Genomic DNA, 18,162 nt, shown 5'->3' with positions numbered 1-18,162 from the left:
TAATATTTCATCCATTATGTCTATTCATCCAGATCCACAAATCAATCGTTTAAATGTTTTAGGTGAACCTTTAGCAAGCTGCTGTTTTGACCCTATTACGGGTTATTTTCGAAATGGTTTTTGCCATACAGCCGTAACAGATCTTGGGCAACATACCGTATGTGCTCAAATGACATCTGACTTTTTAAATTTTTCGCAAAAAGTTGGCAACGATCTCATTACGCCTCTACCTGAAGCTGGCTTTCCTGGTCTACAACCAGGCGACTTCTGGTGCATTTGTGTAACTCGCTGGGTAGAAGCATATCAAGCTGGTCAAGCACCACCTGTCAAACTTCATGCCTGCCATCAAGCAGTATTAAGCTATGTCCCATTAGATGTATTGATGGAATATGCAGTGTAATGAAACACCCCCAAATTATATTGGCATCGAGTAGTCAAACACGTAAGGATTTGATGAATCGTTTGGGAATCGAATATATCTGTATTAGTCCAGATATTGATGAGAGTCCTCGTGGCGAGACTCATGCTGATGATTTAGCGAAAAGACTAGCATTTACTAAAGCTCAGGTGATTGCTCAGAAAAATCCTCAAGCGATTGTAATTGGATCAGATCAAGTCGCATGGCGAGAACATGCACCTCATGATTTTATTGGCAAACCATTAACGATTGAAAATGCTAAAGCCCAGTTAGCAGCAAACTCAGCCAGAACAGTTTTTTTTAGTACAGCCTTAAGCGTCCAATGTCTTGAAAAAAACTTTGAACATACTCTAGTTGAACATTATCAAGTTAAATTTCGCAATTTAACTCGTCTTGAAATCGAGAGATATGTCGATTTAGACCAACCCCTTCATTGTGCTGGAAGTTTTAAGTGTGAAAGTCTTGGCATTAGTCTATTTGAGAAAATGATAGGCCAAGATCAAACCACCCTAATGGGTTTACCCATGATTCAACTTTGTCAGATTTTAAGACAGCTTGAACTTCAAATTCCTTAATATTTTTTAGCTTACTTATAGGTTATCTCCATGACAGAACCTTTAACCGTTCTAGGCGGCATTACTGCTGAACATTTTTTAACAGAATATTGGCAGAAAAAACCATTACTTGTGCGTAATGCCATGCCTGAAATCATTGGCATGTTAGAGCCAAATGATGTGAGAGAATTCGCTTTAGAAGATCATGTTAGTGCGCGTCTTATCCGTCAGAAAGACAAAAATCCAAATGAATGGCATGTAAAGTCGTCTCCTCTAACCAAAGGTGACTTTCAAAAATTACCAAAGTTATGGACACTCTTGGTACAAGCGGTTGATCATTATTCATTTGATTTAGCTGGTTTATGGAAGAAATTTCCTTTCATTCCCCAATGGCGTCGTGATGACATCATGGTTTCTTATGCTCCTAAAGGTGGTTCAGTTGGAAAACATTTTGACTTTTATGATGTATTTCTTGTTCAAGGACATGGACACCGTCGTTGGCAATTAGGCCAAATGTGTGATGCAAGCACTGAACTTGTTCCTAATCAACCATTAAAGCTATTGCCAGAAATCGATGTTCATTTTGATGAAGTTTTAGCACCTGGTGACTTATTATATGTCCCACCAGGATTATCACATTATGGCGTTGCCGAAGATGATTGTTTAACTTTCTCATTTGGTTTCCGTATGCCTAATGTTTCAGGCATGATCGATAGAATTAGCGATCAATTTGCGATTGATGAATTACTACAGAATCCAGTTGTAGATATTGCTAGAAAGAACCTTCCTCAAGTTGGTGAAATTAATAAAGAAGAATTGGCTTATTTAAGAGAGTTAGTTTTAGCTCAGTTGCAAAACTCATCAGTACTTGATGCTGCCATCATGGCGTATATGACTGAGCCTAAATATCCAGATAACATTCCTGAACCAGACGAAATCGAAATTGAAGATCTCAATGCTATTTTGTCAGAAGGTTATGAACTATTGCTTGAACCAGCTTCTCGTCTACTTTATACAGAACAAAATGGCACTTTAAAGTTTTGGGGTAATGGAGAAGATTTACCAATAGTGGAATCTTTTGCCACTCAACTCAAAGCAATTGCAGATGGAGAAAGCATCCCTTTCAACGACCAGCTGAGCAGTTTAGATATTTTAGAGAATATTGTTCAATTATTGAATGATTCAATTCTTATGTTACTGCCACCTGCAGAATAATATCGTCTAAATACATTAAAAGGAGGAATTTATAAAATTTCTCCTTTTTTCTTTTATAAATACATGCTTAAATATACCATTCTTTAAATCTATTTTATGGCTGTATGTCTATGGTATAAATTTATTTTTCTACATCAAAAAATTATCTAGTTAATACGTCTGATTAAGACATAGAAATTTTTTCAATAAATATAAAATTCACATCTAGAGCATTATGCTTTGAACTTCTATTGCTTTTAAAAAACCCATTTTTTCCTATCAATAACAATCAATACAATGTAAAATTGTGCGTTCGTGCTTTTTATTTATACACTCGACCATTTAGGCTAAGAGCAATTTTTTTGTGTGAGGCTACTAAAATATGTCAAAAAAAGATGACATCATTACCACTGCTTTAAGACTTTTTAACTCATATAGTTATAACTCTATAGGGGTTGATCGTATCATCAGTGAGTCTGGTGTAGCAAAAATGACATTTTATAAATACTTCCCTTCAAAAGAGAAACTTATTGAAGAGTGTTTATTATTAAGAAACTCACTTTTACAGAATTCTCTGACTGCTGCTATATCTAAAGAAGATGAAAACGACCCGTTGAGTCGTATCAAAGCAATTTTCTTATGGTATTCAGATTGGTTTAATAGCGAAGACTTTAATGGCTGTATGTTTCAAAAAGCTTTAGAAGAAGTATTAAAACAATACCCTTCAACACATCAACCAGCGACTTTATATAAAATATGGTTAACGCAACTCATGCAAGACCTTCTCGTCCAGCATGAAATTGAAGAGTCTCGTCCTCTGGCATTGTTATTAGTCAATATATTAGAAGGCATGACCATTCAAGCTCAGGTGGAACATGGCTCAGTAAAAATTTATGACTATTGGAAGCGTGTAGAGAAACTTATTGAATTTGAAAAAGTTGCACACTAAAAAATAAAGCGTGATATTATTCTTCTTATATTGTTGAATCTTCTTCTTATTCATCACGCTGCGTCTGAAAGTCATTCTAGTCTAGAGTTAGACGTTTTTTTTTGGACTATACATCCCAAACTAGAATATACAGACCTGTCTGTACAGGATTGATTATATCCTTAAAAAGTAAAAACTCAATCTTTTTTTATTCCCCTTTTAAACATAAATCAGAATTAACTATTGATAGAGCAAAAAAGAGGATTTATTTTCTTTGACATTGTTTCATTTATACTTAACAATTACGCTTCTCACACAATGCAACACTTTTGACACAAAACAACTACAAATTATTGTTATACCTTAATAATGCTATATATTTATCAATTACACTTATAAACCTTTTCAACAAAAACAATTGGATTGATTAGTTTTGCTACATTCATTTTCATAAGATCAATCTATACTATGCCGGCCATATTGATATAGGTATAAAGTATGAAAGATGGACTCCAAATTGAAGAAATGAAAAATGCGGCTGATTCAGTCGTAGGAACATTAAAGTCTTTAGCTAACACTGACCGTTTATTAATTTTATGTCACTTAGCTCATGAGGAGTTGAATGTCTCTCAAATCGAAGAGAAAACACAAATCACCCAACCCACCCTTTCACAACAATTGATGATGCTACGTAAAAGTGATGTCGTTTCAACACGTCGTGATGGCAAACAAATTTTCTACTCCATAAAGGATGATAAGATGCACTCCATTTTAAATACGCTTTATCAGTTATACTGTATAGAATAACTGCGCTGAACTTATAAAATTATAATAATATTAATGTATTCCTGAAATATGCGATTTTTCAACTTGGTAGCTGGTAATGATCCAAGCAAAGAGGACTGAAAATTCGCGTAGTTTTTCTAACATTCAAATCTATTGAAAACAAAAATAATCTCTCTATTTCTTTTTATATCTCCCTTAACTCGTCTTAACCCTCAATAATTAAGTTTACTTATTTCCATTATTGTCTGTAATATAAGCAAAACATTATTTTAATTACTCTAGCATTCAAATTTTACTATTTTAAAAACAAATACTTAATATTACCATTTTTTATAAATATGATTAGTGAGTATAAAAAAGCTTAAGATTCACATCACTTAAGTATAAAATACTCCGCTTGTTCAACCTTTAGCCACGAATAGGTTAATAAGGCCTTTATATGCTTGAATTCTTTTCTCGATTAAGCTTAGTCACCAAAATTATTATCGCCATTATTTTAGGGATAGGCGTTGCTCTCTTATTTCCAAACGTTACGCCCTACCTAAGCTTGTTTGGTGAACTGTTCATTAAAGCATTGAAATCGGTTGCCCCTATTTTAGTCTTTGTCCTAGTTCTCTCATCGATTGCCAACTTTCAGGTTGGTCACAGTGCAAATTTACGTCCAGTCTTACTATTATATGTAGTAGGTATGTTATTAGCCGCTTTTAGTGCTGTTGTAGCAAGCTTATCTTTTCCAAGCACCTTATTTCTCAACACTGTTTCGCATAACAACTTACAAGCGCCAGGTAGTCTCGCTGATATATTAAAAAACTTGCTTTTAAGTTTTATTGCAAACCCAGTACAAGCGATTAGCGAAGCAAACTTTATTGGTATTCTTGCATGGGCGATTGGTCTCGGTTTAGCAATGCGCCACAGCTCAGATACCACTAAACAAGTAATGCATGATGTTTCACATGCAGTGAGCGCGATTATTCATAAAGTGATTGCATTTGCTCCGGTGGGTATTTTTGGTTTAGTGGCAGTAACTTTTGCCGATGCTGGTTTAGCAACGCTTGAAAGCTATGCACAATTATTAGCTGTTCTACTAGGAACAATGCTTTTTGTTGCCCTTGTAGTTAATCCAATTTTGGTGGGTTTAACAATTCGTGGTAACCCATACCCACTTGTTTTTAAATGCTTAAAAGAAAGTGGTATTACCGCATTCTTCACCCGCAGCTCAGCAGCTAACATTCCAGTTAATCTCGATTTAGCTGAACGTTTAGGTGTTAACCCATCTACTGCAAGCGTTTCTATTCCTTTAGGTGCTACTGTTAACATGGCTGGTGCAGCTGTTACGATTACTGTGCTTACCTTGGCAACTGTCCATACTTTAGGAATTCATGTTGATTTAGCAACTATGATTATTTTATCTGTAGTCGCTACAGTTTCAGCATGTGGAGCATCTGGGGTTGCAGGTGGTTCATTACTTTTAATTCCAGTCGCTTGTAGTTTATTTGGTATTTCATCAGAAATTGCGATGCAAGTTGTTGCAGTTGGTATGATTATTAGTGTATTACAAGATTCAACGGAAACGGCTCTTAACTCATCTACCGATGTTTTATTTACAGCCGCAGTTGATATTCGCTCAAAACAAAACTCTTAGAGAACATGCCATTTCAACGTTTACCAAACTGGTTCCAAGTTGGTGCCTTTTTACTGGCTATAAATGCCGGAATGATTAATGTATTAGGGCTAATTACCCTTTTACATCAGTCAGTTTCGCATATGACAGGTAATGTCAGCATGCTAGCGATGAGTTTGGTAAACTGGCAATTTGAACACATCATATATTTAGTACTTGTTATACTGTGTTACGTATGTGGATCATTTTATAGCGGCTTTATTTTAGGTAACAGCCATTTTAAATTAGGCCGTCGATATGGCCTTCCTTTAAGCCTAGTTGCCCTCTTTATTTTTCTTTGCTGGTTATTACTGCCTTATTTTCCCAAATATGGATTATTATGGGCCTGTGTCGCCATGGGGTTACAAAATGCCATGGTGAGCCATTATAAAGGAACCATTATCAGAACCACTCATTTATCGGGTGTCTTAACAGACCTTGGTCTTGCGCTTGGTTATATGGCAAGGGGTTTAAAAGTAGAAAACCGTCGTATTATTTTACATCTACTTATTTTTTCAGGTTTTCTTATTGGTGGTATAATTGCTGCTTCAGTTCACCCCTACTTAAAATTGCAATCATTTTTGCTTCCAGCAATTTTAAGCTTAACTCTCAGTATTTCGTATTGGGCTGTTTATTTTCATAGTTCCTCCTCTTCAGATTCGGATTAAGTCATGGTTAAAAATGCCTTACAAGCTCAGTTACTCAAAGCCGGTTTAGTTGACAATAAAAAAGCAAAAAAACTCACCAAGCAAGCTCAGCATGAACAGCGTACTGGTCAAAGTAATGAAGCAGAAATCAAAGCAAATATTGAAAAAGCTCAAAAAGAGAAGCAAGCAAAAGACCAAGCTTTGAATCTAGAAAAGCAGCAGCAACTCGAAGAAAAAGCATTAAAGGCTTCGATCATTCAAATGATTAAACAACATAAAATTGCAGATTTTGCTGGAGATGTTGCATATCAATTTATTGATGAAAATAAAATTAAAAAGGTATATCTATCTCAGCAAGTCTACAACGCGCTTGTAACAGGTAGTTTAGTGATTGCTAAAGATCAAGATCAGTATGCTTATCTCCCAAAGGCTTTGGCTGAAAAAATTGATCAAAAAATGCAAGGCTTTATTTTAATTAATAATGCAGAGAAAAATGAACAAACTACCGATGAAGAAGATCCATATGCAGCATATGTAATTCCAGATGATTTAATGTGGTAATTATTATGAGAGCCTTTATCAATATTGAGATAAAGGCTCATGCTGCTTAGCAGTAAATATCAATATTTTATCATTTATTAAAAAATCTTATAAAAATTACATTCTGGGCAAATTCATTCACCACTTCATCTATTATTATCGATATAATGAATAAAACATTTTGTCTTTACCATGCCTCTTAGGCTTTTCCCGATTCCAAATTTATGTCTTGTCTAAATCATGTCAGTTTTAGCCAAAGATATACAACATAGACTTTGACGTGTACCCACACACCCAACAGATCAACATCTTTATCAGGTTTGATCTAACTGACTTTATTGCAAATTAAATTGCGAAATTTTAATAAAGTAGCTGATGTATAAAGGTAGTCATTCATGCTGAAGTGGTTTGAAAAACTTGTAGATCCTTATCCAACCAAAGGTCTGGATGAGCCCTTACCAACTCGCTTTTTCCCATTTGTTTGGCAAGCTACTGAGGGTGTACGCCCATATTTACTATTACTGATTATTTGTACAGCTGGTGCAGCTAGCTTTGAAGCCTTACTTTTTTCAAAAATTGGACAATTAGTAGATTGGCTGAGTAATAGCCAGCCTGAAAGTTTTTTAAGCCAACATGCGTTCAATATCCTTATTTTAATTAGTGTTTTATTCGCCAATATTTTATTTGTTAATATTCAATCTGTTATAAAACACCAAATTTTATATAGTACTTTCCCAATGCGCTTACGCTGGCGCTTCCACAACCTTTTATTAAAGCAAAGCCTAGACTTTTTCCATAATGATTTTGCGGGACGCCTTTCAGCAAAGGTGATGCAAACAGCATTAGCTATACGCGAATTTTGGATAATTTTGGGTGATATGTTGGCTTACGTCAGCATTTACTTTATTACCGTTAGTATTGTTCTGGGTGCAATTTCACCAACTTTACTTATTCCCCTTATGGTTTGGTTGGGACTATTTTTATTAAGTGCTTGGTTCTTTATTCCACGTTTAAGCAAAGTTTCCCAACAACAAGCTGACGCTCGTGCCGTGATGACTGGCCGTGTAACTGATGCTTATACAAATATTCAAACAGTTAAATTATTTGCACATGCTGGTCGTGAAAGCCAGTATGCAAAAGCGTCAATGAAAGAGTTTATGTCAACAGTCTATGCGCAAATGCGTTTAGGTACTCTTTTTGAAGTCAGCATTAATTTACTCTCTGCTGTTTTATTTGTAGGTGTGATTGGTACTGCAGTTTGGCTATGGACACAAGGCTTAGCAGCATTAGGTGTAATTGCGGCAACTACTGCGATGATTTTAAAACTGAATAGCATGGCTGAGTTTATGATGTGGCATATGTCAGCTTTATTTGAGAATGTTGGGACCATTCAAGATGGTATGCAAACTCTTGGTAAGAAAATCAATATTCAAGACAAACCAGATGCAAAACCACTTACAGTAAAGCAAGGTGAAATCGTATTTAAAGATGTTACCTTTGCCTATAACAATAAAAATGTTATTGATCATTTTAACCTACATATTAAAGCAGGTGAAAAGATTGGTATCGTTGGCCGTTCAGGTGCAGGAAAATCTACCCTCATTCAATTACTTTTACACTTTTACCATCTTAAAGAAGGTGCAATTTTAATTGATGGGCAAAATATTGAAGATGTTACACAAGATAGTTTGAGAGCGAATATTGCTTTAGTTTCTCAAGATACTTCTCTACTACATCGCTCAGTTGCTGAAAATATTAAATATGGCCGCCCGGATGCAACTGATCTGGACATGCAAAGTGCTGTGCATAAAGCAAAGGCAGCCGAGTTTATTCCCCAACTTGTCGACTTAAAAGGCCGTTCTGGCTATGACGCACAGGTTGGTGAGCGTGGTGTTAAACTTTCAGGCGGTCAAAGACAACGTATCGCTATTGCACGTGTTTTCTTAAAAGATGCACCAATTTTAATATTAGATGAAGCAACAAGTGCATTAGACTCAGAAGTTGAAGCAGCTATTCAGTCTAGTTTAAATGACCTGATGGTAGATAAAACAGTTATTGCAATTGCTCACCGTTTGTCTACCATTGCTCAAATGGACCGTTTAATTGTTCTTGATGAAGGTAGAATTGCAGAGCAAGGCACCCATGAAGAATTAATTGCTAAAGATGGTATATATGCACAATTATGGAAACGCCAAACTGGCGGTTTTCTTATTGAGCAAAAAGTAGTACAGGGTCAAGATTAATGCTTTATTTAGAAGATTTAAAAATTGGTGATCGTTTTATCAGTCGTGAATATGAAATTACACTAGATGAAATCAAACAATTTGCAAGCCACTATGACCCTCAGCCTTTCCATACAGATGAAGAGCTAGCCAAAGAAGATCCCATTTTTAAAGGTATTGCTGCCAGTGGGTGGCATACCTCGGCAATTACGATGCGCTTATGGACTGAATGCATGCCGATTCATGGTGGACTAGTGGGGTCGGAGTCGAGTCTACGTTGGCCTCGCCCAACTCGCCCAGGTGACCGCATTCATGTTGAAGCTGAAATTTCCGCGATTACACCATCCAAAACAAAATTGGATCGTGGTATTGTAAGCTACGTTACGCAAGCCTTAAATCAGCATGGGGATGTTTTACTTATTTCAACGACAAAAATCGTTGTCTTTAAAAAGAATGTTTAACGAATCGTTGATATGATTGTCTAACAGTTTTTATAAACTCAAATTATATTTCATGACAAGATGTGTAAGAAATGCACGTAGAAAATTGATGAGAGCAACGGAACGCATATGAAAATTACCTCAGCTCGTCAAGATCAAGGTATTCCAGGAGTCTATGGCTTATTGCTATTAGATGTTGTTTCACGTTGGGGATACAACGATGAAACATTATTTGCCCCTTTTCATCTTACGAGTGAGCAATTAGCCGATCCTGAATATCGTATTTCAACACCTGTAGCAAATGAGCTGGTTAAACATGCCTTAAATCTCACTGGTGAAAGTACATTGGGTTTCCATATTGGCACTCAAATGCGTATTTCAATTCATGGGTTTATTGGCTACGCGATAATGACAGCAAAAGATATTACCGAAGCAATTGCTCTTGCTGCTCGTTTTATCCAGTTACGCTTACCCTTTTTACAACTTTATTTTTCTACATTCGGACCCAAAGCCACATTACAATTACAGTGTGATATTGAGTTAGAACCACTTCGTACCGAAATTGTTTTAGGCTTAACCATTGGCATCATGACAATGGCAAAAGCAATGACAGGTATCGAAGATTTAGCAGGCGATGTCGACCTAGATTTTCCAGAACCAGCAGGTTTTGATAAATATAAGAACAAACTCAGCAGTACTATTCGCTTTAATCAACCTCATTTAATTTCTAGTTTTGATAAAAAATATTTAGGTCTTAAATTAATTAATTCAGACCCAATCGCCAGTCAAATTGCCATTAACCAATGTGAAGCTGAACTATCTGCTTTGGGGGAACGCCGCCGTTTGGCAATGCGCGTACGTGATATTTTAAGTAATTCTGAGCAACATTACTTAAGCATAGAAAATGTAGCAGAATACCTACATATGTCAGATCGCACCTTAAAGCGACAGTTGGCAGCTGAAGGGACTTCATTTTCAACATTAGTAGATGAAGTCCGATATCGTCATGCGACTTCTTTACTTTCACGTACAGATTATAGCCTTGAACAAATTGCTGATGAACTTGGTTATTCCGATGTCGCAAATTTCAGCCGTGCATTCAAACGCTGGAGTGGCCGTAGTCCGAGTAACTGGCGCAAAGACCCCTATTTATAATGTTATTAAGATATTGGACACAAGCTTAAGGAGTTGTCATGAACCACCCTTCAGAATTGAAGTATGCGCGTACACATGAGTGGGTAAAAATTGAAGGTGATCTTGTTATTACAGGGATTACTGACCATGCACAAGATGAACTTGGAGACTTGGTCTATGTTGAGACTCCTGAAATTGGCAGCAAAGTAACAGCTGGAGAACAAGCTGGAGTAGTTGAATCAGTTAAGACTGCTTCTGATATCCACGCTCCTGTTTCTGGTACTGTAGTGGAAGTAAATACAGACCTTGAAGATGATCCAGATTTTGTAAATGAAGATCCATACGGGAAAGGCTGGATTTATAAAATCAAGCCAGACAACATGGCAGATGTTGAAAAACTTTTAACAAATGCTGAATATGAAGCAGGCTTATAAAAGATAGCCTCTCTTTCAATATTTAATAAAAACCAGTTTACTTTTAAACTGGTTTTTTTATATATGTATAAATCAGCTCTAAAAACTGGATGAATAGGATCACTGACATGACAAGACTTGTTGTATTTTCTGGTGCAGGCATGAGTGCAGAAAGTGGAATTAGTACTTTTCGTGACAGTAATGGCCTATGGGAAAATTATGATATACAACAAGTTGCCACTCCAGAAGCTTGGAATAAAGACGCTGCCTTAGTCCAGCGGTTTTATAACGAACGCCGTAAAAATATTTTAGAAGCTCAGCCAAATGAAGCTCATCAGTACATTGCCAAACTACAAGATCATTTCGATGTACAAGTTATTACTCAAAATATTGATGATTTACATGAGCGCGCTGGTAGCCACAATGTCTTGCATCTACATGGCAATATTCGACTAGCAAAAAGCTCGGGACCAGATGCACAATATACAACTGAATTTTATGAAATTAATGGTTGGAAGTTAGACTTAGAACATGACTTTTGCCCCAATGGCTATCCACTTCGTCCTCATGTAGTTTGGTTTGGTGAAGCAGTTCCCGCATTTGAAGAAGCTATAAAGCAAGTACAGAAAGCAGATATTTTCATTGTTATTGGTTCAACCTTAAGTGTTTATCCTGTTGCTGCTTTAGTTCATGAAATTCCAAATTACACTGAAGCCTACTATATAGATCCCCAAGCAGATCATTCTCGTGTTCCATCTAAATATCAACTATTAAATATGACAGCCACAGAAGGTATGAAAGAGCTATTTCATCAGTTGACGAGCTAATATTTCTTTCATTTTTATTGCAGATTTCACCTCTAAAGTTGTCTTTTCACATGAAATTGATGCAAAAACACTCAACTCATGTCAATTTTTTTCTTGAGTCATATATTGTCATTGCTAATTTTGTAACCAAACATGCTGATCTATTTTCTAAATTTACTATTTTTATAATTTTCTAAAGAATAAATGAATTATTTAACTCATATAAACCATTGATTAAAATAAATTTAATTTAAAGTGTAACCACTTTTACATTGCTTTACATAAAAATACACAAAATACATCACAAAAATAACAGAGCAAAAAAATTCTTTTGTGGTTGAATCTCAACCTCTTGAAATGCCGTACAAGAAAACAGCGACCTGGATTAGGTTACAATCACGGATTATGGATATAAGGACACACATCCATTATGAGTTATTTTGATCCCACCCTCATCATGTTTATGGTGTACATCGTAGCAATGGTACTTATTGGCTTATTCGCCTACCGTGCTACAAGCGACTTCTCTGATTATATTCTTGGTGGTCGTAGTTTAGGCAGTTTTGTTACTGCATTATCCGCAGGCGCATCAGACATGAGTGGTTGGTTACTCATGGGCTTACCAGGAGCAATTTATCTTTCTGGTTTATCTGAAGCGTGGATTGCAATTGGTCTAATTATCGGTGCTTGGCTTAACTGGTTACTGGTTGCTGGTCGATTACGCGTTCATACTGAAATCCAAAATAATGCACTCACTCTGCCCGACTATTTTACAAGTCGATTTGATGACAAGAAAAAGATTCTTCGTATTTTCTCTGCCGTTATTATCTTGGTTTTCTTCGCAATTTACTGTGCCTCAGGTATGGTAGCTGGCGCTCGTTTATTTGAAAATTTATTTGGTATGTCATATACCACCGCAATCTGGTTAAGTGCTATTGCAACAATCAGTTATGTTTGTATTGGTGGATTCTTGGCAATTAGCTGGACTGATACTTTCCAAGCTGGCTTAATGATTTTTGCCCTTTTACTCACCCCAATCGTAACTTACCTTGCAATTGGCGACACAACTCAGTTTGTAACACTTATTGAAACTGCTCGCCCACATGCATTTAACATCGTTTCAGATTTAAGTGTGGTAGCCGTTTTATCTTCAATGGCTTGGGGTTTAGGCTATTTTGGCCAACCGCACATCCTTGTACGTTTCATGGCTGCTGACTCTGTAAAATCAATTCCTGCTGCTCGCCGTATTGGTATGACTTGGATGATTTTATGTTTAGTTGGTGCTGTTGGTGCTGGTTTCTTCGGTATTGCATATTTCCAGCAACACCCTGAACTTGCAGCAGTTGTAAGCAAAAACCCTGAAACTGTATTTATGGAATTGACTAAAATTTTATTCAATCCATGGATTGTGGGTATCATTTTGGCTGCAATTTTAGCTGCTGTTATGAGTACATTAAGCTGTCAGCTTCTAGTATGTTCAAGTGCGCTAACTGAAGATTTGTACAAAGGTTTCATCCGTAAAAACGCTTCTCAAAAAGAACTTGTATGGGTCGGCCGTATCATGGTTCTTGTAATTGCAGTTCTTGCAATTGTGCTGGCAGGTAATCCTGACAGTAAAGTTCTTGGCCTTGTTGCTTACGCATGGGCTGGCTTTGGTGCTGCATTTGGTCCACTCATCATCTTGTCATTGTTCTGGAAACGTATGACTTTAGAAGGCGCTTTAGCGGGCATGATCGTAGGTGCTGTTGTTGTGATTGGTTGGAAAAATCTTTTCGCAGGCACTGGGGTTTACGAGATTATTCCTGGCTTTATCTGTGCGTTTATCAGCATCATTGTAGTGAGCTTAATTTCAAAAGCTCCAAACTCTGATGTGACTGATCGTTTTGAACAAGGCGACAAACTCTACAAAGAAAGTGTATAAAAATGAATAAAATAAAAAGGGGCTTCAGCCCCTTTTTATTTATTTTTCGTTTTGATTTTAATTTTTGAAGTATCTTTGACTACTTGCATTACAGGGTAACTACGGGTTTCTTTCACACCAGGTAATTGCCATAGTACTTGCCCAGCAATACGTCTAAACTCCTCCATACTGCCACTTCGTAATTTAATTAAAAAATCAAATCCTCCACTGACCATATGGCATTCAACGATTTCTGGATAATGTACGACTGCATCAATAAACTCGTCTAAAACGTTAGGCGTTGTTTTATCGAGCAAGACCTCTACAAACACTAAAAAATTTGCATTCAGTTTGATTGGATTCAATTTTGCTTCATAGCCCAAGATAAATTCATCTTTTGTTAGCTTCTGCACTCGAGCCATAACAGCGGTTGGAGATAAGTTCACCATTTCGGCTAATTTGCTATTAGAAATTCGCCCATCTGTTTGAAGAATATCCAAAATTTTTAAATCAGTGCGATCAAGGCTTAATAATGGGCCATTCATCTGAATTTTCCTCTAAAAAATAGGCTAAATATAGTGAGTTATTCGGTGTTTCTTCTGTAATCATAAATTATCTAAACCTCTCTACTCAAGATGAGTTTATGAGAGTTGGTTGTCGGAAATAGATATGAACACAATGGATACTTTTCATCAAATGGATAAATCTCACCAAGGCTATATCACCGAATTCAATGATAAAAGTGAGTTTGAACAGCGCATTAATACAGCTTGGCGACGTGCCGAACCTGAAGCTGTAGAAGAGTTATTACAAGCTGCTGCGGTATCTGATGATTTAGATCATAAAATTTATGACCTTGCATTTAACCTTGCCCATAACTTACGTGAACGTAAAACCTCTTCGGGTAAAGCTGGTATTGTTCAAGGGTTATTACAAGAATTCTCTCTTTCCTCTCAAGAAGGTGTGGCTTTAATGTGTCTTGCCGAAGCTTTGCTTCGTATTCCAGACACGGCAACACGTGACTTACTGATTCGAGATAAAATCAACCAAGGCAACTGGAAAGAACACGTTGGCCAAAGTAGCTTGATGTTTGTCAATGCTGCTGCATGGGGTCTCATGTTAACCGGCAAGCTGATGGAAACACCAAAGCAAACCAGTCTTTCAAGTGTACTTACTGGCCTTTTAGCACGCAGTGGACGTGGCATTATTCGTAAAGCAGTTGATGTTGCAATGCGTATGATGGGTGAACAGTTTGTAACTGGGGAAACCATTGAAGAAGCTGTAGACCATGCGAAAGTACTTGAAGATAAGGGATTTCGTTATTCTTATGACATGTTAGGTGAAGCAGCTTTAACTGACCATGACGCTGAACGCTACTTTAACGATTATACGCAAGCTATTCATGCAATTGGTAAGGCGTCTAATGGTAAAGGCGTTTATGATGGCCCAGGCATCTCAATCAAGCTTTCTGCCTTACACCCTCGTTATCAACGTGCGCAAATTGAACGTGTTCATCAAGAACTTTACGGCAAAGTATTTGAACTCGCTCGTTTAGCAAAACACTACAATATTGGTTTAAATATCGATGCTGAAGAATCAGAGCGTTTAGAAATTTCGCTTGAGTTACTCGAACGTCTTTGTTTCGAGCCAGAACTAGCGGACTGGAAAGGCATTGGATTCGTTATTCAAGCTTACCAAAAGCGCTGTTTCTTTGTAGTTGATTATATTATTGACCTTGCTAAACGCAGCCAAAAACGCCTCATGATTCGTCTTGTAAAAGGTGCGTACTGGGATAGCGAAATCAAGAAAGCACAAATCGAAGGTATGGATGACTACCCTGTCTTCACACGTAAAGTACATACAGATTTATCTTATATTGCTTGTGCTAAAAAATTACTTGCAGCGCCTGAGTTCATCTATCCGCAATTTGCGACTCATAATGCTCAAACATTGGCAACGATCTATCATTTAGCTGATCCAAGCAAATATTATGCTGGTCAATATGAGTTCCAATGCTTACATGGCATGGGCGAACCACTTTATGAACAAGTTGTTGGTCCACGCGAGCAGAATAAATTAGGCGTGCCATGCCGTATTTATGCTCCAGTTGGGAACCATGAAACTTTGTTAGCTTATCTGGTTCGTCGTTTACTTGAAAATGGTGCAAATACTTCATTTGTTAACCGTATTGCCGATAAAACGCTTAAAGTTGAAGACCTCATTCAGTCTCCAATTTACGATATACGCAATGCAGCTAAGCTTGAAGGTTCAATTGGTTTAAAACACCCATCAATTCCTCTTCCTTTAGATATGTACGGCACACTCCGTAAAAACTCTAAAGGATATGACTTAGCAAACGACACTCCGCTTGAAGCTTTAGATAGCACAGCTCAACAACTACGTAATCGTGTTTGGCAAAGCCGTCCATTACTAGGAAATAACGCTTCAACAGAACAAGGTCATTCTGTTGCAATTACAAACCCAGCACAAAATGATGAAATTGTTGGGTATGTACAAGAAGCTGATCTTAATGATGTAGAAATTGCATTGAATGCAGCTGAACAGATACAAATTGAATGGGCAAATACACCTAAAGATCAACGCGCACAATATTTAAAACGTGCAGCTGACCTTATGGAAAGCCGTATTCAAGAGTTAATGGTATTACTTTGCCGTGAAAGTGGTAAAACTTATGCCAATGCAATTGCAGAAGTTCGTGAAGCTGTAGATTTCTTACGTTACTACGCAACTCAAGTTGAGAATCTTCCAGCAAATACAACTATTCAGCCACTTGGTACTGTACTTTGTATTAGTCCATGGAACTTCCCTCTTGCAATTTTCTCTGGTCAAATTGCTGCAGCATTAGTCAGTGGTAACTGTGTTATTGCAAAACCTGCCGAACAAACACCTTTAATCGCGGCTCAAGCAGTGCAAATTTTATGGGAAGCTGGTATTCCACATGGTGCTGTACAATTATTACCTGGCCGTGGTGAAACAGTAGGTGCTCAGCTTAGCCAAGATCGACGCATTGATGGCATCATGTTTACTGGCTCAACTGAAGTTGCAAAAATTTTGCAGAAAACAGTTGCAAAACGTTTGGCTGCTAATGGCCAATCTATTCCTCTCATTGCAGAAACTGGTGGTCAGAATGCAATGATTGTGGACTCATCTGCATTAACTGAACAAGTTGTACTAGATGTTGTAAGTTCTGCATTTGATAGCGCAGGTCAACGCTGCTCTGCTTTACGTATTTTATGTGTACAAGAAGATAGTGCTGCAAGCGTTATTAAAATGCTTAAAGGTGCAATGCAGCAGTTAATCGTAGGTAACCCTGCTATTTTAAAAACGGATATTGGTCCTGTTATTGATGAAGAAGCAAAACAGACAATTGATCAGCATATCCAAAAAATGAAGTCTAAAGGCTATCCAGTACATCAATTGATGTTTGGTGGAACTAGTCAAAATGAATTGAGCAAAGGAACTTTTGTTGTACCAACAGCAATTGAATTACCTAACCTCGATGACTTACAACGCGAAGTTTTTGGTCCTGTTTTACACATCATTACCTATAAGTACGGCGAGCTTGAACAACTCATTTCACGCATTAATGCCAAAGGTTATGGTTTAACAATGGGTCTGCATACCCGTATTGATGAAACCATCCAAACCGTTATTCAACATGCTGAAGTGGGTAACCTTTATATCAACCGTAATATTGTTGGTGCTGTTGTTGGTGTTCAACCATTTGGTGGTGAAGGTTTATCTGGTACAGGTCCTAAAGCTGGTGGTCCGCTTTACATGTATCGCTTAATGCAAAATTGTTCAAATAAAGTATTGGCAACACCATTTGCTATGAAAAATGAACAAACTGCATATGAAGGCTTTAACCGAGAGGTTTATCAGAGCTTACAAAACTGGGCAAAACAGCATTTACCACAAGCAAATCGTGATATTGAACCATTTGGTGTAGGTAAGTTTTATGAGTTACAAGGCCCTACTGGGGAAAGTAACCAATATATTATTTTGCCGCGTCACCGTGTGCTTTCAATTGCAGATACTGAACAAAATCAATTACATCAATTACTCGCAATTTTTGCAGTGGGTAGCCAAGCTGCGGTAATGCCAAATAGTCCATTGTTGGCAAAACATAAACAAACGTTACCAAAAGATGTTCTTGATGCGATTACTACAGTTAAAAACATCACATCAGATAATTTTGATGCTGTTTTACACCATGGTAGTCGTGAAGAGGTTCTTTCATTACAGCAAGAAATTGCTAGCCGCTCCGGTGCGATTGTTGGCATTACACACGTTGAGTCAAACGAGTCAATTCCACTTGAACGTTTAGTGATTGAACGTGCAATTAGTGTGAATACAGCTGCGGCTGGTGGCAATGCAAGCTTAATGACTATGTCTGACTAACACATAAATTTTTCTAAAAAGCCTAAATCTCAGTATTTGGGCTTTTTTGTTTAATCGAGTAATCTATTTTTAAATATATAAATGTTATCGATTAGAGA

General features: G+C 37.1%; 16 protein-coding genes. 15 read left to right on the top strand and 1 reads right to left on the bottom strand.

Annotated features, from left to right (window positions below):
* Positions 1-16: 16 nt before the first annotated feature.
* The 14 genes from ACH63V_RS05940 (at position 17) to putP (ending at position 13,663) form a co-directional block, all read left to right on the top strand.
* Entirely contained in the window at positions 17-400 is a 384-nt protein-coding gene (locus ACH63V_RS05940) for a DUF2237 family protein (protein WP_002050020.1), read from the top strand.
* The gene (locus ACH63V_RS05935; RefSeq protein ID WP_311071353.1) at positions 400-993 is read left to right on the top strand and encodes a Maf family protein; all 594 of its coding nucleotides are present in this window, start codon (positions 400-402) and stop codon (positions 991-993) included. The genes ACH63V_RS05940 and ACH63V_RS05935 overlap by 1 nt, the downstream gene beginning before the upstream one ends.
* Before the next feature lie 30 nt (positions 994-1,023).
* Positions 1,024-2,187, top strand: a complete 1,164-nt coding sequence (locus ACH63V_RS05930) for a JmjC domain-containing protein (RefSeq protein WP_396462980.1) — start codon at positions 1,024-1,026, stop codon at positions 2,185-2,187.
* Between the two features lie 361 nt (positions 2,188-2,548).
* Positions 2,549-3,115 carry a TetR/AcrR family transcriptional regulator gene (locus ACH63V_RS05925; protein WP_263613575.1) on the top strand — a complete coding sequence of 189 codons (567 nt, stop codon included), beginning with the start codon at positions 2,549-2,551 and terminating at the stop codon, positions 3,113-3,115.
* 477 nt (positions 3,116-3,592) lie between these two features.
* Positions 3,593-3,901: a metalloregulator ArsR/SmtB family transcription factor gene (locus tag ACH63V_RS05920; protein ID WP_263613574.1), complete on the top strand. Its 309-nt coding sequence runs from the start codon at positions 3,593-3,595 to the stop codon at positions 3,899-3,901.
* Positions 3,902-4,319: 418 nt separating this feature from the next.
* A complete protein-coding gene (gene sstT / locus ACH63V_RS05915) occupies positions 4,320-5,522 on the top strand; it encodes a serine/threonine transporter SstT (protein WP_396462979.1) in 1,203 nt (400 codons plus the stop codon).
* A 5-nt stretch (positions 5,523-5,527) separates the two neighbouring features.
* The gene (locus ACH63V_RS05910) at positions 5,528-6,208 is read left to right on the top strand and encodes a YoaK family protein (RefSeq protein ID WP_200001960.1); all 681 of its coding nucleotides are present in this window, start codon (positions 5,528-5,530) and stop codon (positions 6,206-6,208) included.
* A 3-nt stretch (positions 6,209-6,211) separates the two neighbouring features.
* On the top strand, positions 6,212-6,748 hold the full coding sequence (locus ACH63V_RS05905) for a DUF2058 domain-containing protein (RefSeq protein WP_263613572.1): 537 nt from the start codon (positions 6,212-6,214) through the stop codon (positions 6,746-6,748).
* A 374-nt stretch (positions 6,749-7,122) separates the two neighbouring features.
* A complete protein-coding gene (locus tag ACH63V_RS05900) occupies positions 7,123-8,970 on the top strand; it encodes an ABC transporter ATP-binding protein (RefSeq protein ID WP_396462978.1) in 1,848 nt (615 codons plus the stop codon).
* Complete coding sequence (locus ACH63V_RS05895) at positions 8,970-9,410, top strand: MaoC family dehydratase (protein WP_000966086.1); 441 nt, start codon at positions 8,970-8,972, stop codon at positions 9,408-9,410. The genes ACH63V_RS05900 and ACH63V_RS05895 overlap by 1 nt, the downstream gene beginning before the upstream one ends.
* Before the next feature lie 108 nt (positions 9,411-9,518).
* A complete protein-coding gene (locus ACH63V_RS05890; protein ID WP_263613570.1) occupies positions 9,519-10,544 on the top strand; it encodes an AraC family transcriptional regulator in 1,026 nt (341 codons plus the stop codon).
* Positions 10,545-10,582: 38 nt separating this feature from the next.
* Positions 10,583-10,957, top strand: coding sequence for a glycine cleavage system protein GcvH (gene gcvH, locus ACH63V_RS05885; RefSeq protein ID WP_019458970.1), 375 nt, complete (start codon positions 10,583-10,585; stop codon positions 10,955-10,957).
* Positions 10,958-11,055: 98 nt separating this feature from the next.
* Complete coding sequence (locus tag ACH63V_RS05880; RefSeq protein WP_396462999.1) at positions 11,056-11,763, top strand: SIR2 family NAD-dependent protein deacylase; 708 nt, start codon at positions 11,056-11,058, stop codon at positions 11,761-11,763.
* A 409-nt stretch (positions 11,764-12,172) separates the two neighbouring features.
* A complete protein-coding gene (gene putP / locus ACH63V_RS05875; protein WP_396462977.1) occupies positions 12,173-13,663 on the top strand; it encodes a sodium/proline symporter PutP in 1,491 nt (496 codons plus the stop codon).
* A gap of 35 nt (positions 13,664-13,698) precedes the next feature.
* On the opposite strand, the gene ACH63V_RS05870 is transcribed toward putP, so the two are convergent.
* Positions 13,699-14,187: an Lrp/AsnC ligand binding domain-containing protein gene (locus tag ACH63V_RS05870; RefSeq protein WP_019458967.1), complete on the bottom strand. Its 489-nt coding sequence runs from the start codon at positions 14,185-14,187 to the stop codon at positions 13,699-13,701.
* 124 nt (positions 14,188-14,311) lie between these two features.
* On the opposite strand from ACH63V_RS05870, the gene putA reads away from it, so the two are divergent.
* Positions 14,312-18,064: a trifunctional transcriptional regulator/proline dehydrogenase/L-glutamate gamma-semialdehyde dehydrogenase gene (gene putA, locus ACH63V_RS05865; RefSeq protein WP_396462976.1), complete on the top strand. Its 3,753-nt coding sequence runs from the start codon at positions 14,312-14,314 to the stop codon at positions 18,062-18,064.
* Positions 18,065-18,162: the final 98 nt, after the last annotated feature.

The organism is Acinetobacter sp. ABJ-A23_2 (genome assembly GCF_044538765.1).
Classification (GTDB): domain Bacteria; phylum Pseudomonadota; class Gammaproteobacteria; order Pseudomonadales; family Moraxellaceae; genus Acinetobacter; species Acinetobacter nosocomialis_A.
Note: the sequence above shows the minus strand (reverse complement) of the source record. Positions and strands in the feature narration are given on the sequence as shown.